The sequence below is a fragment of the Ignavibacteriota bacterium genome (assembly GCA_016708125.1).
Lineage (GTDB): Bacteria > Bacteroidota > Ignavibacteria > Ignavibacteriales > Melioribacteraceae.
Genome location: JADJGF010000001.1, coordinates 766,881 through 787,641, shown reverse-complemented (window position 1 = coordinate 787,641; position 20,761 = coordinate 766,881). Strand labels below are relative to the sequence as shown.

19 protein-coding genes are annotated in these 20,761 nt (G+C 27.9%); 13 read left to right on the top strand and 6 right to left on the bottom strand.

What is annotated here, in order from left to right; translation table 11 throughout:
* Window positions 1–25 precede the first annotated feature (25 nt).
* Genes IPH62_03725 through prmA form a run of 3 tightly spaced genes read left to right on the top strand, consistent with a single transcriptional unit; the run spans window position 26 to window position 3,656 of the window.
* Window positions 26–1,384: a YchF/TatD family DNA exonuclease gene (locus IPH62_03725; protein MBK7104374.1), complete on the top strand. Its 1,359-nt coding sequence runs from the start codon at window positions 26–28 to the stop codon at window positions 1,382–1,384.
* Complete coding sequence (gene dacB, locus IPH62_03720) at window positions 1,384–2,811, top strand: D-alanyl-D-alanine carboxypeptidase/D-alanyl-D-alanine-endopeptidase (GenBank protein MBK7104373.1); 1,428 nt, start codon at window positions 1,384–1,386, stop codon at window positions 2,809–2,811. The genes IPH62_03725 and dacB overlap by 1 nt, the downstream gene beginning before the upstream one ends.
* Before the next feature lie 2 nt (window positions 2,812–2,813).
* Window positions 2,814–3,656, top strand: coding sequence for a 50S ribosomal protein L11 methyltransferase (prmA, locus tag IPH62_03715; GenBank protein ID MBK7104372.1), 843 nt, complete (start codon window positions 2,814–2,816; stop codon window positions 3,654–3,656).
* On the opposite strand, the gene IPH62_03710 is transcribed toward prmA, so the two are convergent.
* Window positions 3,653–4,081, bottom strand: coding sequence for a MarR family transcriptional regulator (locus tag IPH62_03710; protein ID MBK7104371.1), 429 nt, complete (start codon window positions 4,079–4,081; stop codon window positions 3,653–3,655). The two genes, prmA and IPH62_03710, sit on opposite strands and share 4 nt — an antisense overlap.
* Window positions 4,082–4,098: 17 nt before the next feature.
* Window positions 4,099–4,773 carry a M48 family metallopeptidase gene (locus tag IPH62_03705; GenBank protein ID MBK7104370.1) on the bottom strand — a complete coding sequence of 225 codons (675 nt, stop codon included), beginning with the start codon at window positions 4,771–4,773 and terminating at the stop codon, window positions 4,099–4,101.
* An 83-nt stretch (window positions 4,774–4,856) separates the two neighbouring features.
* On the opposite strand from IPH62_03705, the gene IPH62_03700 reads away from it, so the two are divergent.
* From IPH62_03700 to IPH62_03675, 6 genes are all read left to right on the top strand, one after another.
* On the top strand, window positions 4,857–6,278 hold the full coding sequence (locus tag IPH62_03700) for an isochorismate synthase (GenBank protein ID MBK7104369.1): 1,422 nt from the start codon (window positions 4,857–4,859) through the stop codon (window positions 6,276–6,278).
* A complete protein-coding gene (gene menD / locus IPH62_03695; GenBank protein MBK7104368.1) occupies window positions 6,256–7,989 on the top strand; it encodes a 2-succinyl-5-enolpyruvyl-6-hydroxy-3-cyclohexene-1-carboxylic-acid synthase in 1,734 nt (577 codons plus the stop codon). Before IPH62_03700 ends, menD begins: the two co-directional genes overlap by 23 nt.
* A gap of 1 nt (window position 7,990) precedes the next feature.
* Window positions 7,991–8,818: a 2-succinyl-6-hydroxy-2,4-cyclohexadiene-1-carboxylate synthase gene (gene menH, locus IPH62_03690; protein MBK7104367.1), complete on the top strand. Its 828-nt coding sequence runs from the start codon at window positions 7,991–7,993 to the stop codon at window positions 8,816–8,818.
* Window positions 8,819–9,652 (top strand): 1,4-dihydroxy-2-naphthoyl-CoA synthase, encoded by an 834-nt coding sequence (gene menB / locus IPH62_03685; GenBank protein MBK7104366.1) that lies wholly within the window; start codon window positions 8,819–8,821, stop codon window positions 9,650–9,652.
* Window positions 9,653–9,655: 3 nt separating this feature from the next.
* Window positions 9,656–10,552 carry a 1,4-dihydroxy-2-naphthoate polyprenyltransferase gene (locus IPH62_03680; GenBank protein ID MBK7104365.1) on the top strand — a complete coding sequence of 299 codons (897 nt, stop codon included), beginning with the start codon at window positions 9,656–9,658 and terminating at the stop codon, window positions 10,550–10,552.
* Window positions 10,553–10,627: 75 nt separating this feature from the next.
* Complete coding sequence (locus IPH62_03675) at window positions 10,628–12,076, top strand: acyl--CoA ligase (protein MBK7104364.1); 1,449 nt, start codon at window positions 10,628–10,630, stop codon at window positions 12,074–12,076.
* On the opposite strand, the gene IPH62_03670 is transcribed toward IPH62_03675, so the two are convergent.
* Window positions 12,073–12,471, bottom strand: coding sequence for an acyl-CoA thioesterase (locus tag IPH62_03670; GenBank protein ID MBK7104363.1), 399 nt, complete (start codon window positions 12,469–12,471; stop codon window positions 12,073–12,075). The genes IPH62_03675 and IPH62_03670 overlap by 4 nt on opposite strands.
* A 93-nt stretch (window positions 12,472–12,564) precedes the next feature.
* On the opposite strand from IPH62_03670, the gene IPH62_03665 reads away from it, so the two are divergent.
* Complete coding sequence (locus IPH62_03665) at window positions 12,565–12,966, top strand: thioredoxin family protein (protein ID MBK7104362.1); 402 nt, start codon at window positions 12,565–12,567, stop codon at window positions 12,964–12,966.
* 58 nt (window positions 12,967–13,024) lie between these two features.
* Window positions 13,025–14,332 carry a toxin-antitoxin system YwqK family antitoxin gene (locus IPH62_03660; GenBank protein MBK7104361.1) on the top strand — a complete coding sequence of 436 codons (1,308 nt, stop codon included), beginning with the start codon at window positions 13,025–13,027 and terminating at the stop codon, window positions 14,330–14,332.
* Here the strand turns inward: IPH62_03660 and IPH62_03655 are convergent.
* Together IPH62_03655 and IPH62_03650 are read right to left on the bottom strand one after the other, a co-directional pair.
* Entirely contained in the window at window positions 14,325–15,284 is a 960-nt protein-coding gene (locus IPH62_03655; protein ID MBK7104360.1) for a PQQ-like beta-propeller repeat protein, read from the bottom strand. The two genes, IPH62_03660 and IPH62_03655, sit on opposite strands and share 8 nt — an antisense overlap.
* Entirely contained in the window at window positions 15,281–17,653 is a 2,373-nt protein-coding gene (locus IPH62_03650) for a T9SS type A sorting domain-containing protein (protein ID MBK7104359.1), read from the bottom strand. The genes IPH62_03655 and IPH62_03650 overlap by 4 nt, the downstream gene beginning before the upstream one ends.
* Before the next feature lie 205 nt (window positions 17,654–17,858).
* Between IPH62_03650 and IPH62_03645 the strand changes: the two genes are divergently transcribed.
* Both IPH62_03645 and IPH62_03640 read left to right on the top strand, forming a co-directional pair.
* On the top strand, window positions 17,859–19,034 hold the full coding sequence (locus tag IPH62_03645; protein MBK7104358.1) for a thiolase family protein: 1,176 nt from the start codon (window positions 17,859–17,861) through the stop codon (window positions 19,032–19,034).
* Window positions 19,035–19,114: 80 nt separating this feature from the next.
* Window positions 19,115–19,972 (top strand): hypothetical protein, encoded by an 858-nt coding sequence (locus tag IPH62_03640; GenBank protein ID MBK7104357.1) that lies wholly within the window; start codon window positions 19,115–19,117, stop codon window positions 19,970–19,972.
* 23 nt (window positions 19,973–19,995) lie between these two features.
* Here IPH62_03640 and IPH62_03635 read toward each other — a convergent pair whose 3' ends face one another.
* Window positions 19,996–20,550 (bottom strand): hypothetical protein, encoded by a 555-nt coding sequence (locus tag IPH62_03635; GenBank protein MBK7104356.1) that lies wholly within the window; start codon window positions 20,548–20,550, stop codon window positions 19,996–19,998.
* Between the last annotated feature and the right edge of the window lie 211 nt (window positions 20,551–20,761).

Sequence of the window (20,761 nt, the reverse complement as noted above, 5' to 3'; positions counted from 1 at the left end):
TTTTCGGATTTAGATTGGAGTAAAAATGTTTGTAGATACACATGCCCATTTATTTTATCCAAATTTTGATGGCGAAATTGAGCAGATTATTGAAAGAGCAAAACTTGCCGGTGTAAATTATATTTTAGTTCCGGGAACTGATTTGGGAACATCGAAAAAAGCTATTGAATTGGCAGAACAATTTGATGAAGTTTATGCTGCGGTTGGTGTTCATCCTCATGATACAAAAGAATGGAAAGATTCAGATTTGGAAATTTTGGAAGAATTTTCTAAACATCCTAAAGTTGTTGCAATCGGTGAAATTGGTTTGGATTATTATTATGATTTTTCACCAAAAGAAATTCAGATCAAAGCATTCAAAGCACAAATTGATTTGGCTTTAAAAGTTAACAAACCAATAATTGTTCATAACAGAGAATCCAATGAAGATATTATGACAATTATTAGATCTTATTTGAATACAAATTTAAAATGTCATTTTCACTGTTTTGCCGGAAGCAAAGAAGATGCCGCAGAGCTTACTGCAATGGGACATTACTTATCTTTCACCGGAAATGTTACTTTTAAGAAAGCTGATCAACTTAGAGAAATTTTAAAAAGTGTTGCGTTAGAAAATTTATTATTGGAAACAGATTCACCTTTTATGACGCCGGTTCCTTATCGTGGACAAAGAAATGAACCTTCTTATATCCCTTTAATTGCAGAAACAATTGCGGAAGTGCAAAATGTTTCTATTGTTGATGTTTCGCGAATTACTAATTATAACGTTTATCGCCTTTATGGTATTGGAGAAAAAGCTAAAGTTAGTTTCACATATAAAATTGGAAATTCACTTTACATAAATGTTACAAATAGATGTAATGCCGATTGTGTTTTTTGCGATAGAAAAGGTGAAGCCGTGATGAAAGGTTATAATCTGAAAATGAAAAAATCGGAAGAACCGGAAGCAGAAGTTTACATAAATGAAATTGGTGATCCAAAAAAATATAAAGAAATTGTTTTCTGCGGTTACGGCGAACCTACAATTAGATGGGATGTTGTAAAACAAATTGCAAAATATGTTAAAGAAAATGGAGGAAGCACAAGAATAAATACTGATGGTCATGGAAATTACATTAATAAAAAAGATATTACTCCGGAGTTTGCCGGAACTATAGATGTTGTTTCGATAAGCCTTAATTCTACAGATCCAAATCAATATGCCGAACTAATGAGAGTTTCTCCGGAAATGCACAAAGAGATGATTGATTTTGCACAAAAAGCAAAAAATTATACAAGAGTGGTTTTATCAATTGTTGGTTTGGATGAAGTAGATAAAGAAAAAGCAAAGGATTTTGTACTAAATAAAATAGGTGTTGAATTTAGAGAACGAGAGTATTTTTAATGAAAAAAATAACTGAATTTCTTTTCGCATTTTTGATTTTTTCTTTACCAATTTTTGCTCAAGAATTTAACAAAGAAATTGAAGAAGAAATCGACAAAATATTTGAAGATGATTTCTTTAAATCTTCCATGTTGGCTGTTTCAATTTATGATTTAACAGATGATAAATTACTTTATCAAAAAAATGAAAAGCTACTTTTAACGCCCGCATCAAATATGAAAATTTTAACAACTACTTCAGCGTTAGAATTTTTAGGCGCGGATTATTCCTTTCAAACTTCCGTATTTCATAGCGGAATTATTATGGATTCAATTTGCTACGGAGATATTTTTGTTAAAGGCGGATTTGATCCAGAATTTTCAACAGATGATTTAGATACATTGGTTTCCAAAATTATTGGTTATGGAATTAAAGAAATTCGCGGAAATATTTACGGCGATGTTTCAAATATGGATTCATTATTTTGGGGAAGCGGCTGGATGTGGGATGATGATCCTTCATCTGATTTTCCGTATTTAACTCCGCTAATTATAAATGATGCTTGCGTGCAGATAGAATTTGAACCCGGAGAATTAAATAAAGAAGCTAAAATTAAAATTATTCCCGAAACAGATTTTTTTGATATTTCAAATACTTCAGTTACAACAAATAATGAAACAGAAAAATTTGAAATTACACGCGATTGGCAAAGTCGCGGAAATGAAATAATTGTTAAAGGTAGTTTATCAACAAGTGCAAAAAAAGATACTGCTAAAATTAATATTGTTAATCCCGAATTATTTTTTTTATATCTGCTGAAAGAAAAATTAGAAAATCAGAAAATAGAATTTCTTGGTAAAATTGATACAGCAACAGTTCCGGAATTTGCTAAACATATTTATACTCACGAACGAAAATTCAAAGACGTAATTGTAAATCTTAATAAAGAAAGTGATAATCTAAGTGCGGAAATGACCTTACGCGCATTGGCTTTAAAGAATTTCGGTAAACCGGCTTCATCAGAAAATGGAATAAAATTAATTGATAGTTTAATTAATAAAATAGGTTTAAACTCAAAAGATTATAATTTAGCCGATGGCTCGGGAATTTCCCGTTATAATTTAATTTCAGCGGAATTATTAATTTCAATGCTGAAATATATGTATCAAAATTCAAAAAAGAATTATGAGATTTTAAAAAACTCTTTTCCAATTGCCGGAGTTGATGGAACTTTATCTAATAGAATGAAAAATACTAAAGCATTTAAAAATGTTTTTGCAAAAACCGGAACTTTAAACGGGGTAAGTGCTTTATCCGGATATCTTCAAACTGCAAATAATCATGAAATTACATTTTCAATTATGATTCAAAATTTTATTGGAAGTTCAAAAACTGCAAGAAATTTTCAAGACAAAATTTGTATTCTTTTAAGTAAAATAAAACTTTAGCGATGAAAAATTATAAACAATTTACGATTAAGTCTGAGCCATTTAATGTTGATTTACTTTCTGGGAATTTATGGAATTTAGACATTCTCGGAATTAATGAATATGATGATTATTTGACAATTTTTGTTTATGAAGATTCTGATTTGAATATTGAAGAAATTGAAAAATCATTAATTGATTTGAAAAATCAAAAATTAATAAATTCATTTTCTGTTGAATTTGAAAATCTTGCATGGAAAAATTGGAATGAAGAATGGGAAAGTAAAATTAATGTTATTGAAGTTTCGGACAAACTTGTAATCAAACCATCGTTTAAAGAATATTCCGAAAAACCAAATCAAATTATTTTAACTATTGATCCCAAAATGTCTTTTGGAACCGGCGAACATCAAACAACAAAAATAATGCTTACGTTGTTGGAAAAATATATATCAAATGCAAAGAGTGTTTTGGATTTGGGAAGCGGAACCGGAATTTTAGGAATTGCGGCATCAAAATTTGGCGCTGAAAAAGTTATATGTATTGATAATGATGAATTGTGTTACGAAAATGCAAAAGAGAATATTGAAAAAAATAATGTTGCAAATGTAGAAATTATAAATGGTGAAATTGAAAAAGTACAACATTTAAAATTCGATTTAATTTTGGCAAATATTAATAAACATATATTGATTGAAATTTATAAAGACCTCAAAAAAGTAAATCGGGAAAATGGAATTTTAATTTTAAGCGGTTTATTAGAAACGGATTACGAACAAATAAAAAAGCAGTACACCCAAATTGGATATACTGCCTTAGAATTCCTTCAAAAAGATGAGTGGATTGGAATAGTATTTAAAAACTAAGAAGCTAATTTATCCAATAAAGCAGTTAATTGTTTCATCTCAACTTCGGATAATTTTTTGGAAACTTCGTTGAGACTTTTAACATGTTCGGGATAAATTTTATCTAGTTTTTGTTTTCCTTTTGGAGTTAACTCAGCGTTGATAACTCGACGATCTGTTTTAGAGTGAACTCTTTTAACAAGATCTTCTTTTTCTAAGTTATCCATAACGCAAGTAATATTAGCGCCTGTAACCATAAGTTCGTCGCTAATTTTCTTCAAAGGAATTGAACCATTTTTCATCAAAACATCTAAAACGCCAAATTGAGGAGAAGTTAATTTTTCAGCACCAAGGTGTTTTGATTGTACTTTTTTTAACTTATCATGAGCTTTGCCCACTAAGTTATAGAGCTCCACAATCTGTTGCTCTTTTGTTGATTTTGCCATAGAACCCCCTTTATAGATTATAGGATTATTTTATTTAATTCTTTCCTATATATATTGTAATCTGGAATAATACTTTTAACTAATTTCCAGAATTTTGCCGAATGATTCATTTCTTTAAGATGACAAAGTTCGTGAACAATTACATAATCAATAACTTTGTAATTAAAATACATTAGTTTTACGTTAAAAGACAATATTTTTTTAATTGAACAACTACCCCAACGAGAATTCAAATTTTTCAACTGCAATTTTTTATAATCAAAATTATGCAGTTTAGCTAATTTTTGAACTCTATTTGGAATGTAATCCTCAGCTTGTATTTTCAGCCATTTAAAGAACAAGTCACTATCAGAAAAATTATCATTAGGATTTTTCTGGATTATTAATTTATCATTTTTAAAAATATAATTCAAGTTTTTATTATTGATATTATCTTTTTTTATTAAATCAATATTATTACCTAAATAATAATATTTGTTTTTCTGAAATTTTAAAGCATCAATTTTTTTTGTTATCCAATCGTTATTGTTTTTTACAAACTTTCTTGCCATTAAATATGGTATGTAATTTGGGAGAGAAACTTTAATAATTCCATCTTTATTAATTTTTATCTTGATATTGCGTGCGGATTCATACTTTCGCATTTCGTATTTGTACGAAATGCCATTAATTTCTATTTCTTCTTCTCTCATATAATAATTTAAAATTTGTTGAAAGCTCCGTAAATTAAAATTATATTACTTGTTCATTACTATAAATATTCATAAAAATTATTGTGCGGCAAAATATAAAATTATTCGAGAAAGAATTAATAAATTTTTTTAATTCTTCAAAAGATTTATTTAAAAATAGCGATAAAAATAAACTTTTTAGCTTTTTATTTAATTTAGATAATCTTGAAATATCAAAATTTACTGATTCCAAATTTATAGCAGATAAAATATTTTTCTATTGGCGAATTTTATCAGAGGATGAAGAATTTTTAGGATTTGATCCAATCTATACAATTTCCGCAAATGGAAATAGCCGATTAAACGAAACAAATGATCAAATTAAAAAATTTGATTGCAATCTAATAACAAATTGGAATCAGCAAGAATTTCAAAACATTCCAATTTTTATGGGCGGAATTAAATTTGCGCCAAATCAAAAAAGTGAAAAATGGAATGATTTTGATGATTCTGATTGGTTTATTCCAAGAATATTATTTTTAAAAAACTCAAAAGGAAATTTTATTATTTATAATTTTTGTAACTCATTAAATGATGAAAGTACAGTAAAAAATGAAATAACAAAATCAATTGAACTTTTACAAAATTTATTTTCTGAAGAAATTGATGAATTTTCTCAAGCAATAATTGAAGATCCAATTCATACAAATTCATATAATACGTGGAAATCACAAATTGAAGATGCTTTACAAAATATTTCCGCTGGAAATTTTAGTAAAGTTGTTCTTTCTAGAGAAGTCAATTTTACATTAAGTAACTCACCAGAAATTTCATTTTTATTGGATGAATTAAGTTCAAAATATCCAAGATGTTACACATTTACTTACAAAAAAGAAAATTCAATTTTTATTGGTGCTTCACCGGAAAAATTAGCAAAGTTTTCGGAAGGTTGGATTGAAATTGATGCGCTTGCCGGTTCTGCACCAAGAGGGAAAAATCTTGAAGAGGATTTTAATTTTGAGCAATTTTTGTTGACAAGTGAAAAAAATATAAATGAACAACAATCGGTTGTAAATTTTATTACAAATTTAATTGAAAATATTTCTGATGAAATTTATTTTAATGAAAAACCAATTATAAGAAAACTTCCTAATATTCAACATTTATGGACTCCGATTAGAGCCAAGCTAAAAAAAGATTTTAAACTTTTCGATGTATTGTTAATTTTACATCCAACGCCGGCAATTTGCGGAACTCCTTGGGAAATTGCTCAAAATTATATTTTAAAAGTTGAAAAACATGATCGCGGATTATACACCGGAAATATTGGCTGGTTTAATTTAAATGGAAACGGAGAATTTGCTGTTGCAATTCGTTCAGCATTGATAAAAGATAAAAATCTTTTTGCCTATTCCGGCTGCGGAATAGTTGAAGGTTCGGAACCACAGTCTGAATTTGAAGAATCAGAAATCAAACTTAAACCAATATTATCACTTTTTGTTGATGAAAAAATTTATCAATCGTAATTATTTTTGGTCAAGTTTATTTGTTGAAAAACTTTCCCAATTCGGAATTCAGAATGTTTGCGTTTCTCCCGGTTCTCGTAATACTCCACTAACATTAGCTTTTGCAAATCATAAAAAATTTAAAAAATATATTCACGTAGATGAAAGATCTTCGGGATTTTTTGCACTTGGAATTTCTAAAAAAATAAATAAACCGGTTGCAATTGTTACTACTTCCGGAACCGCTGTTGTCGAACTTTATCCGGCAATAATTGAAGCTTACAATCAAAGAATTCCTTTAATAATTTGTACTGCCGATCGCCCGGAATATTTGAGAAATACCGGCGCAAACCAAACAATAAATCAAGATGATATTTATAAAAATCATATAAGATTTTTTTGTGATTTTGGTTTACCGAGTTTAGATAAAAATGAAATTGAAAATTATTGTTCAAAAATTGATGAAGGAATTTTAACCGGAAGTAAAAATAATATTGGACCAATTCATTTTAATTTTCCGTTTAAAAAACCTTTAGTACCGGAAACTTTTAGTGATGAAATAATTTTCAGCGTTTCCGATTTTGTTCAAGAAAATAAATATTTCCCAATAGAATCAGTATCAATTTCAAATCAATTTATTTATGTTTCTGAAAAAATTAAAGAATCAAATAAAGTTGCAATTTTCTGTAGTTGGGATAATTTTAATAAAAAATTTTACAATGAATTAGTAAAGTTTTCCGTTAAAAATAATATTCCAATTTTTGTCGATGGCACAAGTGATTTAAGATTTACGAAATCGAAAAATGAAAACATTATTGTAAATCATTCAGCGTTTTTGCAAAACCAAGATCTAAATGAAGAATTAATTATTCAATTTGGAAATGCGCCGACTTCGCAAAGTGTTCTTAAATATTTGGAAAACACAAAAGCGAAAAAAATCTTAATAAATAGTTTTGGTGACATAAAAGATCCATCACAAAATAAACCTTTAATTATTGAAAATGATTCGCAAGAATTTTTAGAATTTCTAAATTCACAAAATCTAAATTCACAAAACAAAATTGAGTGGAAAAAGAAAATTATTAATCTTGATAGAAAATCGGAGAAAATTAAGAATACAATTTTGCAAAATTCAAAAATAAATTTAGAACCTTATTGGCCAAATGAATTATTAAATATAATTCCAAACAATTCAAATTTATTTATCAGCAATAGTTTACCGATTAGAGAATTTGATTTTTTTACATCGAAGAAAAAAAATAATATAAAAATATTTACAAATCGCGGCGCAAGCGGAATTGACGGGATTATTTCAACAGCTTCCGGAATTGCATCACAATCAAAAGAGAAAACATTTTTGGTTATTGGTGATTTAGCATTTTATCATAACATTTCCGCATTATCAACTTTAACTGATTTGAAAATCCCTTTAATAATTATTTTGGTAAATAATAATGGCGGTGGAATTTTCAGCATGCTTCCGATTGCAAACACAAAAAATCATTTTGATGAATATTTTAATACTCCGTTAAATTTAAACTTTTCAAAAATTGTAAAAAGTTTTGGCGGAAATTATTCAAATCTAAAATCTTATATAGGGTTTCATAAAAATTTAGCAGCAGCAATTTCTTCAAAAATTTTTACAGTAATTGAATTAAAAACCGATACAAAAAAGTCAGTTGAATTAAGAAAAAAATATTGGAATCAAATAAAAGTAGAATTAAAATTTTAATATGATTTTAAAAATTGATAATCTTGAATTCAATTTAGATTTTAATGAAAGAAATATTCAATCCAAAATTCCAATTATATTTTTGCATGGATTTACCGGAAATATAAATGACTGGAAATTTTTAGAAAATAAAATCCCGCAAAATTATTCTCCTATTTTCATTGATTTAATTGGACATGGAAAAACTTCTTCGCCGGGAAATGCCAAATTTTATTCATCAAAATCGCAAGTTGCATTTCTAAAAAAAATAATTGATGAACTTGATTTGACTAAAATTATTATTTGCGGATATTCAATGGGCGGAAGATTGGCATTAGACTTTGCTTTTGAATTTCCTAAAAATATAATTGCCTTGATTTTAGAAAGCACATCTTTTGGAATTGAAGACGAGATTGAAAGAAAAGAAAGATTAGCTAATGATTTTAAGCTTTCTGAACAAATAAAAAATTCAACAATCGAAGAATTTATAAATTATTGGTTTAGTCTTCCGTTGTTTCAATCATTAAAAAAATTACCAAAAGATGGAATTGAGAAAAGTAAAATTAGTAGAGCTCAAAATAGTAAAACCGGATTGAGAAATTCTTTAATTGGATTTAGTACCGGGAAAATGAAAAATTATTTTCAACTTGGAAATAATTTTACATTGAATATTTTATTAATAACCGGACAACTTGATAAAAAATTTACACAAATTGGAAAATCAATTTTGCCGAATTTATTAAACGGAAAATTGGAAGTTATTAATGACGCCGGACACAATACGCATTTAGAAAAGCCGGAAGAATTTCTTAAATTAATAAACACATTTTTACTAAATATTGAGAAATAAATGAATTTAGATTGGAAAAAAGTTAAAGAATATAAAGATATTATTTACGAAAAAAATGAAGGCATTGCTAAAATTACAATTAACCGTCCGGAAAAGAGAAATGCGTTCCGACCCGAAACTGTTCAAGAAATGTATGATGCATTTATAGATTCCCGCGAAGATCCAGAAATCGGTGTAATATTATTAACCGGTTACGGTCCAGCAAAAGATGGAAAATATGCATTTTGTTCCGGCGGAGATCAAAAAATTCGCGGCGATCAAGGTTATGTTGGCGGAGATGGAATTCCAAGATTAAATGTTTTGGACTTACAAAAATTAATTAGAAGTATTCCTAAACCGGTTATAGCTTTAGTTGCCGGATATGCAATTGGCGGCGGTCATGTTTTGCATGTTGTTTGCGATTTAACAATTGCCGCTGACAATGCTGTATTTGGTCAAACTGGTCCCAAGGTTGGAAGTTTTGATGGAGGATTTGGCTCAAGTTATTTAGCAAGAATTGTTGGACAAAAAAAAGCCAGAGAAATTTGGTATTTGTGTCGACAATATAATGCCGATGAAGCCGAAAAAATGGGACTGGTAAATAAAGTTGTTCCAGTTGAAAAATTAGAAGAGGAAGGAATTGCTTGGGCTAAGCAAATTTTAGAACATAGTCCGCTTGCAATTAGGTTATTAAAATCAGCGTTCAATGCTGAACTTGATGGACAAACCGGAATTCAAGAATTAGCTGGAAATGCAACACTGCTTTATTATATGAGCGAAGAAGCTAAAGAAGGTAAAAAAGCTTATAACGAAAAAAGAAAACCGGATTTTAAAAAATTTCCGAGAGTGCCTTAGTATATGACTGAATCAGTAAAAGTTTTAGCAAAATTTGATACATGGATTTTGGCAAGCAGACCAAAGACTTTACCGGCTGCTGTTGTACCAGTCTTAATTGGAACCTCAATAGTTTCGTTTGAAACGAAAGTAAATTTTCTTGCTTCGGCAGTTGCATTAATTTGTGCTGTACTAATTCAAATAGGTACAAACTTTGTAAATGATTTGTATGATTATTTATCCGGCGCTGACAATGAAACTAGAAAAGGTCCGCTAAGAGTTTTAGCTTCTGGTTTAATTACAGTCAGTGAAATGAAATTTGCAATAATTTTGGTTTTTTCAGTTACTTTTTTTCTTGGATTATATCTTGTATATATTTCAACTTGGATTACATTGCTAATTGGACTGCTTTCAATATTTGCCGGAATTGCATACACTGCCGGTCCATATCCGCTTGCTTACAATGGTTTGGGCGACGTTTTTGTTTTTCTATTTTTTGGAGTTGTTGGTACAGTTGGAACTTATTATGTACAAGTTGTTGAAGTTTCAACTTTGGCAATTTGGGCTTCAATTCCGGTTGGAGCTTTAATTACAAATATTCTTGTTGTAAATAATTATAGAGATATTGATGAAGATAAAGAAGTCGGGAAAAACACACTTGCAGTAAAAATGGGAAGACGTTTTACTCAATACCAGTATTTGGTTTTCATGATTTTATCTTACTTAATTTTGTTTGTTGTGTATTTCACTTACAATCAAAGATTATTTGTTTTTCTTCCATTACTAACTTTACCATTATCAATAAAATTAATTAGAATGATTTTTTCTTACACCGGAAAAGAGCTTAATAAAACTCTTGAGTTAACTGCAAAACTTTCTGCATTTTACGGATTTCTTTTCGCAATTGGAATACTTTTATAAATTATTTTCGCATTTAACTTTAAAAGTAATTCATCTGATTTTGTTACTTTTCACTTTGTAAAAAATTTTAAATTCATGAAAATAAAATCACAAAATAATTTTTGGTTAGTTCAACAGTTTAAAAAAAATCCTCAGAAAATTTTTATTAAAAATAACTCCAATGAATTTACTTTTTCTCAAGTTTTTGATTTATCAAAAATGACTTCACAATATTTTGTTGAGAAAGGAATTAAAAAGGGGAATCACGTTTCACTAATTTCTGAAAATAATTTTGAATTTATTATTACCATAAATGCGCTTTGGTTTATCGGGGCAATTCCAGTTTTGATAAATAATAGACTTAAAGAAAATGAAATAATAAATTTATTGAAACATTCAGATTCAGATTTTCTAATAAATATTGAAAAAAAATATAACTCATTAGAAAATACAGAAAGGTTAAAAATAAATTTTGACTTAAAGAAATTAAAATCAAAAAATGAATTTCATACTTTTTCTAAATTTGATGAAAATAAAATTGCTGTAATGATTTACTCATCCGGTTCAACCGGAAATCCGAAATTGGTTCAACTCACATTTAAAAATTTATTTTCAAGTTTTACTTCTGCCGATAAATTTATTAAACATTTTCCAAATGATATTTGGCTTGCTTCCCTTCCTTTTTTTCACATCGGCGGATTTTCAATTTTTACACGCGCAATTTTATCCGGCTCAATTTTGGCAATTCCAAAATCACTAAAAGAAAATTATTTGTTAAACTCTATTAAAAATTACAAACCGACTTTAATTTCATTAGTTCCAACAATGCTTAAACGAATTTTAGAAAATCAAAAGCGAAAATTAGAAAGTATTAGAATTGCATTTATTGGCGGAGGTCCATCAACGCAAAAATTAATTTCTGATTCAATAAAAAATAATTTTCCAATTTGTACAGTTTACGGTTCCACTGAAACTTCATCAATGGTAACTTTTGCTGATTTTAAAAATTTAAAAGTAAATGGAATTTCCGCTGGAATGACTTTTCAAAAAGTTGAATTAAAAATTATTGATAAAAATGGAAGGAAAATAAAAGTTGGAAAAGTTGGTGAAATTGTAATTATTTCGGATTCTATTGCTTCATCTTACTATAAGAATGAAAAGATTAATAATTTAAAAAATGGAAAATTCTTCACAAACGATTTAGGGAAAATTGATGAAAATGGAAATCTCCAAATTTTTGGAAGAAAAGATGATATTGTAATTTCCGGCGGAGAAAATATTTCATTAAATGAAATTAGAAATTTACTTTTAGAAAAATTTAAATATGAATTTGAAACAATAAAAATTGCCGATGAAAATTGGGGAGAATCTTATTTCATAATTATTGAAGCTAAAAAATCAATAAAAATAAAAAATGAAATAACTCAATATTTAAGAGAAAATATCGCTTCGTTTAAACTTCCAAAAGAAATATTATTTGTAAAAAAATTTCCAAAAACAGATTTGGGAAAAATTAAAAAAAGTGATTTAGCAAAAATATCTTAAATTACATTTTCTTTAAGAATTTGTTTTAAATCATTTGGTAATTCTGTTTTAACAAAATTACTTTTTTTAACAAACACATGATTTGTTTTAACTTCAGCAACAATTTTATTATTTACAAGCATATCATATTTTAAAGTAAATGAAGTTGTTCCAACTTTTTCAACGTAAACTCCGCAAATAATTACATCCCCAAATTTTACGGGAGATTTAAAATCCGCATTTGAATTTACAATAGGAACTACAAATTCGTCATCCAGAAAATAATTTCGTTTAAGATTAAAACTTGTAAAAAATTGTTCATAAGCAAAATGTGCAATTTTAAAAAAGTTTGCAAAAAATACTATTCCGCCTGGATCAGTATCAGAGAACATAATTTTATATTCAGTGCTAAACATTTTGCAATCCTAAATCTCTATTTATCAAAAAAAATATTAGTTATATTTCAATTCAAAATTAGTATTTATTTATAAGCATAGAAAGGGATTTTTGTGGATTTATTATTTACAGCGGCATTAATATTTATAGTGATTATAATTTTTTTACAATTATTCTTTTACATAAAATCTAAGAGAACAGTTGGAAATCAAATTCCTTACGAAAATATTAATTTTGAAATTACAGATAAAATTAAAAATAAAAAAAGTGTATTATATTTTCATTCACCGACTTGCCACAATTGCAAAACGCAAACTCCTATTGTTGAAAAACTAAAAAGTGATTTTAACTCAATATTTTCTATCGATGTAAGCAAAGACTTACAAACTGCAAAAGCATTTGGTATAATGGGCACGCCTTCACTTTTATTTTTAGGAACAAAAACTATTGAAGGTTTTTATGTTGGCGTTAAAAATGAAAAATTTATTCACGAAAAACTTCAAAGTTTATCTTAAAAGTAAAATGATTCAAAATAAGTTTGATATTCTAAATGTTAATCTTCGAAAATAATTTATGCTAAAAAAAATCATTCCAATTTTATATTTAATAATTGTTTCAATTTCTACTGCGCAACAAGTGGAAATAAAAAAAACTTTTTTTTCAAATGGGAAACTTGAAACTGAAGGCGAATATGTTAATGGACAAAAGCATGGAACTTATAAAGAATTTTATGATAACGGAATTCTTTGGAAAGAGTGGAAATTTATTAATGGTAAAGAAGAAGGAATTTCCAATTGGTATTTTTTAGACGGCACTTTAAGTATGATTTGGAATTACGTAAATGGAAAACTCGAAGGCGATGCAACTTGGTATTATGAGTCCGGTGAGATTTGGTCAATCCCGCATTATGAAAATGACATTCAGCAAGGATTTACAAAAACATTTTATAAAAGCGGTGCAATTCAAGGAATTTGGCAATATGAAAACGGCAAGTTAAACGGTATTTCAAAATTGTTTTTTGAAAATGGGAAACTTGAAGTTGAACGAAATTATGTAAATGGAAAACTTGAAGGAATTAGTAAAGTTTATAATAATTATAACGGTGTTGCTCTTGAAGCAAATTATAAAAACGGTGAACTTGATGGAACATCATATTTTTATCACCCGGATAAATCTATTAAAGTAATTGATACATATAATAACGGGCAAATAGTTAAAAGAGTTCGATATGATATTGTTGGCAATTTTGAAAAAGTGGAAGAAAATTTTACAGATTATTATGGTGATGGAACAATAAAATCCGAGCTTAATTTTAAAGAAGGAAAAATCAGCGGAATAAATAAATATTATTATCCCGGCGGATTAATTAAAGCTGTCCTAAATTATAATGATGAAAAACTTGATTCAGTTTGTAATTACTTTTACGATAGCGGAATTATTAATAAAGAAATTACTTATTCGTATGGACTAAAAGATGGTATCACATATGAATATGATAGTTTGGGAATTTTAAAATCGAAACTAAATTATTATCAAGATGAATTAAACGGCGAATCAATATTTTATTATAAAAATGGAAGCGTTGAATTTAAATTAAATTATGTACGAGGGAAATTAGAAGGTAAACAATTAATTTATTTTGGTGTTGGAGAAGTGGAAGCTGAATTTTATTATAAAAATAATTTATTAAATGGTATGAGTACAAAATATTTTTGTAATGGAAAAGTAAGAAATTACGGAATGTTTAAAGACGGAAAAATGGATGGTAAATTTTATGAATATTATGAAAATGGTCTTTTAAAATTTGAGAAAATCTATTCAGAGGATATATTAAAAACTCAAACAAACTATAATGAAAAAGGTCTTAAAATAATTAATTAGTTTGTCTATCTAATTCAATTAAGTTACCATCGATATTTAGCTTTAGTGTATAATTAGTATTTTTAAAAGTTAATTTTCGGAAAGACGAATTCAATTTATTTAATATTCTTTTTTCACCGGATTTAGTTTTAGAAAAAATTTCCGCATCATGATAAACCCAACTACCATTTAGGAATTCAGCATTTTTCGATTTTATCAAAATTGAATTTTCATTAGCCCAAATTCCGTCTAAATAAATTTCATTATCCAATAAAGTTTCGTTCCAAAGTAATTTATTATTTTCTAAATCAAAGCAAAATGAATTTTTATTTGTGAATCCTAAAAATAATTTTCCATCATCTTTAAATTTCCCGGTTGAAAATTTATCATTTATAAAAAAAGAATTTCCATTTGTTCTATTTAAAATTAATGTTTGGTTTTTAAGATTATCGTTTTCCCATTTGTAATACGATGCTGCGATTAATTCACTATAGTTTGAGATTGACAATCCGGAAACAATTCCACCTTCAACATCAAAAGAATCTTGGGATTCTCCATTGTGATTAAATAAATAAATTTTATTCTGATGATTTTCTGAAACGAGAATTGCCAAACTACTTTTGTTATTTGCAGAAATTATACTTTGCTCATTTTGCTGATGTGATTTATAAAAATAATGCAGATTTTGAATTTGATTATTTTCGTAAAATTCTACTAAACCTTCTTGAGAAAAAGTTAAACAAAATTTGTTACTATCTAAAATTAATATTTGCGGAATTGATTGATAAGCAACTAATACTTTTTTGAATTGATATTGCTCAATCCCATCTTTATAAATATTGATTTGTAACTCGCGTTTTTCTGAATAATTATTTTTATCTAATAACTTTTTAAAAGAAAAATTATTCTGAGCTAAAGCAAAATTTTGACTAAGAAAAATGAATAGTAAAATTTTATTTATAATATTTTTCATTTGAGTAAAATCATTTTTTTTGTTTGAAGAAAAGATCCAATTTTTAATTGATAATAATAAACTCCGCTTGCCAAATCTTTAGCATCGAATTCAATTTCATAATATCCCGGTTTTTGTTTTTCATTTATTAAAGTTTTAATTTCTCTTCCCAAAATATCAAAAACCTTTAACGTTATTTGTTCATTGTCATTTTGAGGAGTCTGCCCCAGCGGGTAAACTTGAGACGAGAAATCTTTGAGATTTCTCACATCATTCGAAATGACAGAAGCAGAAGAAACAGAATATTTTATGGTTGTAGTTGGGTTAAATGGATTCGGGTAATTTTGATAAAGCTGAAATTGATTTACAATCGGATTTGGCTCATCAATATTTATTATTGTTTCGTTAAAATATTGTAGAATTAAATTCATTAATTTGTTTCGATCTTCTTCAATTCCAATTGCTTCAAATGGAAAAGAAAGATAAACCAGCTGCCCAATATTAGAACTTTCACCAAAATTTCCGGAATAAGCAATTCCGCCTTTTCTATACAAACTATCTCTTTCGAATTCGTAATTATAATTTAAAATTGTTGAAGCACCATTTATTGGCTCAATATCATCCGGCACAATATCATAAAAAGTTGAATTGAAATCGTTAAAAAATCCTTCGCCGTGTAATTCATTAAGAATATCCAATCCATCATGCATTAATTTTGATTTTAAATATTGGTGATAAAATAATGTATCGGAAAATTCAGAAAAAGAATGCTGAGTATCTAAATCTTGTCCAACATTACTCCCTGAAATTAAAACATTTCCGCCATGTTCTAAATACAGAGCAATTTTATATTGTTCCAAATTATCAAATGTGTTGTTGCTAAAAGTATTATCACCCACAAACCAAAAAACAAAATCATAATTTGTTAAATCGATTTCTTCATTTTTTATTGTTTCATTTGAGCAAGATGAAATATTGTATGAAGAATTATTTAAAAGTGAATTAAAATAAATTATATTAATATTGTGTTGAGGTTCGTTCCATCTTCCTTCGGCACCGTAACGAGTAAAGCCATCAACAATTAAATATTTTTGTGAATTTGCGAATACTGAAAGTGAATAAATATCACTCTTCAAAGATTCATTTCCGGAAGAATCAATTGCAGTCAAGTAAAAATAAAATTCATGTTTGTTTGAAGAAATTAAAAAATTCTGCGGATCATAAAATATAATACTATCAGTTTGAGAATTTAATTTTTGTTCATCCGCAGCTAATTTCCAATTATCAAGCGTTCCATCATCAGAATAAAAAATTCTGTATCCTATAAGATTATTGATATTATATTTTTCCCATTTAATTTCAATAGAATTATTCTTTGATAAAACTGATTTTAATTTTGGCGGTAATTTTTGAATTGAAATTGGAACTCTTTTGGATGTTGAACTTCCTCTTGTATCTTCAGAAAATATTTCAAGTAAATAATTTCCTCCATCTAATAAATCGGTATTTAAAAAATTATTAGGCACAGTTAGCGTTGAATTTATTTGACTCTCGCCGTTTCCGTTTGTAAGCCAATAAACCGGATCGGAAAGTGTTGCAACATTATCAGCAAAAACACTATGTACATAATTATCATTTGGCAAATAATAAAATCTATATTTTACTCCATTATCATTTGGTTCATAGACAATTTGATTTCCATCATCCGATAAAATTCTATAACCTAAAATATAAGTTCCATTATTTACGTTTGATGAATTTACGCCATTCAAATCCCTAACTTTAATTCTAATATCAATATTTCCATTTAACTGAGTTGAAGGAATTTCAATATTTGATTTATCTTTGAAAAATTTTATAGTATTTGTTTCAATCACCGGCGGATAAGAATCTGAAAATGGAGTTAGTCCGCCTTCCGGTCTAATTGGATTTATTTCCGTACCCAAACTATTTGATAAAGCATCAATAAATTCGCGCTCAATTAAATGAACATGTCCGGCACCTTCATAAATTGTTCCCAAAACTGTTAAACCCAAATAAACTTGCTGATCAACAATTAAATTCGGATTTGGAACAACGTGGTAATAAGTAAAATGTTTCTTCTTTCCATTTATAATTGTTTTAACATTTATATACGAATCATATCCATTATTAACTAACGAAAAAATAGTTCCGTTTAAGCAAGGATAAACCGGATTTCCATCTGGTTCGGCAATATCAACCGCATTATGAAAATGATCTGAGCTTCCTGTATTTCTGTATTCGGCAAATGCGCCGGTTATTCCTTGACTTGAATTTAATGGTGAAACTGGCCATTGGTATTTCGTTGAATCATACTGAGCAAATAGATTGCCAACAAAAATTAAAAATGTAAATAAAAAGAATTTCATTTTAGAAATGTTAGAATTTGTATTTCAATATAAAAATATTATTCATAATAAAATTGCAATATTATTATCAAGAATTTTAAATTATTTGAGATCTAAAAAACATAAAATTTCATCAACTAATTTTTATAAAATAAACTTGTAAATTCTTTTTGTAAAGATTAATATTTAATTAATCAAAATTTGTAAAGAGGATAAAATGAAAGAGATAAAAGAAGTTTATATAATTGATGCGGTTCGCACACCAATTGGTTCTTTTATGGGATATTTAAGTTCAGTTCCCGCAACAAAGTTAGGCAGTATTGCAATTAAAGGTTTAATCGATAGAAATAAAATTCCAAGTGATGTAATTGATGAAGTGATAATGGGAAACGTTATTCAAGCTGGTGAAGGTCAAGCTCCGGCAAGACAAGCGGCTTTGGGCGCCGGACTTGAAAAATCAACTCAATGTATGACAATTAATAAAGTTTGCGGTTCCGGATTAAAATCTGTAATGCTTGGTGCACAAGCAATAATGCTGGGCGATGCGGAAATTGTAATTGCCGGCGGAATGGAAAATATGTCGCAAATTCCATATTACGCAAAAAATATTCGCAGCGGCTACAAAATGGGCGATCAAAAATTAATTGATGGAATGCTTGATGATGGATTAGTAGATGCTTACGATAATATTCATATGGGAAACATTGCAGAAATTTGTGCTGCCGAATTTAAGATTTCAAGAGAAGATCAAGATAATTTTGCAATTGAAAGTTATAGTAGAGCATTGAAATCAATAGAAGAAAAAAAGTTTGTAAATGAAATTATTCCGGTTGAAATTTCTGATAAAAAAGGTATAAAAATTATTGATACAGATGAAGAACCTAAAAATGTAAATTTTGATAAATTAAAATCTCTTCGTACCGTTTTTCAAAAAGATGGAACGGTAACGGCGGCAAATGCTTCCTCAATAAATGAAGGAGCTTCGGCAATATTATTAATGAGTAAAGAAAAAGTTGAATCTTTAAATCTGAAACCAATGGCAAAAATAATTGCGCAAGCATCTGCGGCAAAAGATCCCAAATGGTTTACAACTGCTCCGATTGATGCAATTAAAAAAGTTTTAAGCAAAGCAAATTTAGAAATTAATGATATAGATCTTTTTGAAATTAATGAAGCTTTTGCAGTTGTATCACTTGTTGTAAATAGGGAGTTAGGATTAGATCCTCTGAAAGTAAATATAAAAGGAGGTGCAGTTGCTCTTGGTCATCCTATTGGTGCAAGTGGAGCCAGAATTTTAACAACTTTACTTCATTCAATGAAAGAAAAAAATTGCAAATATGGACTTGCTTCACTTTGCATCGGCGGTGGAGAAGCATCTGCACTTATTGTTGAAAATATTTAATATTATTTAAATAATATTTTAAACCCAATTAAAAATTTGTTTGTCAAACTATAAAAATAAATTAAAGATTATAACTGCGTATGAATTCTAAATTAAAAATTTTATTCGTTCTTTTGCTTCTTCTAAGCTGCTCAGAATTTGAAATTAAAAGTAAATGGCGTGATAATATTATTACAATTGATGGAAATAAAAAAGATTGGGAAGGAAGTTTAAATTATTTAGAAGATGAAAAAATTGCGATTGGAATTATGAATGATTCGGAAAATATTTATTTATGTCTCACAACTTCGGATAGATCAAAAGCGATGAAAATTATGAATAATGGTTTTACTCTTTGGGTTGATCCTCAAAAAAGTGAAGATGAAATATTCGGAATTCAATTTCCAATAAAAAAAGAATTTAATGATGAAATGAATATGTTGCCTGACATAAATGGAAAAAAAGATTTTGATGAAAAAAATAATAGAGTAAAACCGAATGAGAATTTTCCCAATAGAATGATTGAAAAGTTTAAATCTGAGCAAAATGAAATCTTAATTTTAAATGAAGATAAATATCCTTTAAATGTTTATAAATTACAGAATGACTCTGGTTTAGAAGTTTTTATTAATATCGAACAAAATCAATTTGTATATGAATTAAAAATTCCATTTGCAGAAAATAAATTGAAAAAAGTTTATGTAGATGCTTTTCCGAATGAAGAAATGAATTTAAGATTTGAAACCGGTGAAATTGAAAAACCGGGATTTAATGACGGACCTGGAAGTAATAATAGCAAAGGGGGAATGCAAACACCGGATGGCAGTAATGAGGGAAAGATGGGAGCTAAAGGCAGAAAAGGTGGTGGAATGGGTGCTAGAAAAGATGATAGAAATGTATCAGATTTAATGAAGCCAATAGAATTAGAAATTACAATTTTATTGGCTTCAAAAAATTAAGAAATAAAATCAACTTAAAAGATTTAGTTTAAAGCACTTGTTGGAACATCAACAGTTCTAAGAGCATTAAAAGTCCCGGAAATAGTAATCTCTGCATCTGTTGCGGCATTATATAATTTCCCGGTAAAAGTACCCGAAATTTTTGAACCAACTGCACCATAACTTGATATTGTTGCAGATCCGGAATTATCTTTCCAGAAATAAAACTTTGATAAATCTCCGCTTCCGGTAGTAAGAGTAATTCCGTTTCCTTGACCAGTTTCTACTTCCTTAAAGTTGTAAGTACCAGTTGCCCCACCGTTTACATAAATTATCATTTGGATATCTTCGTCAAAAGATACACTTATAACTGTCATTTTAGACATTGTTGCATAAGTTCCAACACTTGTATTTACTGTAAGAGATTTATTCGACCAGCCATCTCCATTTATTGTAAGAGTTGTGCTTGAGACATTATCGTCATCGTCGTTATCTGTAGGATTACTGTCATCACCGCAAGCTGAGATCATAAAAATTAATAAGGTTGATAATAATAATATTTGCAATAATTTTAGAAATTTTTGGTTGATGTTATTCATAATTTACCCCTTTTAATGTGTATGATTTAAGAAATACTTGTAACCGTATGAAAATATAGATAATAAAATAATAATGCTATGATATAAAGTACACTAAATTATTTGTGGACAAAAAACAAAATTAAAATTTTATTGTCCATTTCTGGAAAAAGTTTGAAATTATAATCTTCCTAAAATTTACAAAGGTATAATTATAATTTAATAATGAAGA

Bases quoted from the DNA above. Each gene is read 5' to 3' on its own strand.
- IPH62_03725 (MBK7104374.1), top strand. From the start codon at position 26: ATGTTTGTAGATACACATGCCCATTTATTTTATCCAAATTTTGATGGC.
- dacB (MBK7104373.1), top strand. From the start codon at position 1,384: ATGAAAAAAATAACTGAATTTCTTTTCGCATTTTTGATTTTTTCTTTA.
- prmA (MBK7104372.1), top strand. From the start codon at position 2,814: ATGAAAAATTATAAACAATTTACGATTAAGTCTGAGCCATTTAATGTT.
- IPH62_03710 (MBK7104371.1), bottom strand. From the start codon at position 4,081: ATGGCAAAATCAACAAAAGAGCAACAGATTGTGGAGCTCTATAACTTA.
- IPH62_03705 (MBK7104370.1), bottom strand. From the start codon at position 4,773: ATGAGAGAAGAAGAAATAGAAATTAATGGCATTTCGTACAAATACGAA.
- menD (MBK7104368.1), top strand. From the start codon at position 6,256: ATGAAAAAATTTATCAATCGTAATTATTTTTGGTCAAGTTTATTTGTT.
- menH (MBK7104367.1), top strand. From the start codon at position 7,991: ATGATTTTAAAAATTGATAATCTTGAATTCAATTTAGATTTTAATGAA.
- menB (MBK7104366.1), top strand. From the start codon at position 8,819: ATGAATTTAGATTGGAAAAAAGTTAAAGAATATAAAGATATTATTTAC.
- IPH62_03680 (MBK7104365.1), top strand. From the start codon at position 9,656: ATGACTGAATCAGTAAAAGTTTTAGCAAAATTTGATACATGGATTTTG.
- IPH62_03675 (MBK7104364.1), top strand. From the start codon at position 10,628: ATGAAAATAAAATCACAAAATAATTTTTGGTTAGTTCAACAGTTTAAA.
- IPH62_03670 (MBK7104363.1), bottom strand. From the start codon at position 12,471: ATGTTTAGCACTGAATATAAAATTATGTTCTCTGATACTGATCCAGGC.
- IPH62_03660 (MBK7104361.1), top strand. From the start codon at position 13,025: ATGCTAAAAAAAATCATTCCAATTTTATATTTAATAATTGTTTCAATT.
- IPH62_03655 (MBK7104360.1), bottom strand. From the start codon at position 15,284: ATGAAAAATATTATAAATAAAATTTTACTATTCATTTTTCTTAGTCAA.
- IPH62_03650 (MBK7104359.1), bottom strand. From the start codon at position 17,653: ATGAAATTCTTTTTATTTACATTTTTAATTTTTGTTGGCAATCTATTT.
- IPH62_03640 (MBK7104357.1), top strand. From the start codon at position 19,115: ATGAATTCTAAATTAAAAATTTTATTCGTTCTTTTGCTTCTTCTAAGC.
- IPH62_03635 (MBK7104356.1), bottom strand. From the start codon at position 20,550: ATGAATAACATCAACCAAAAATTTCTAAAATTATTGCAAATATTATTA.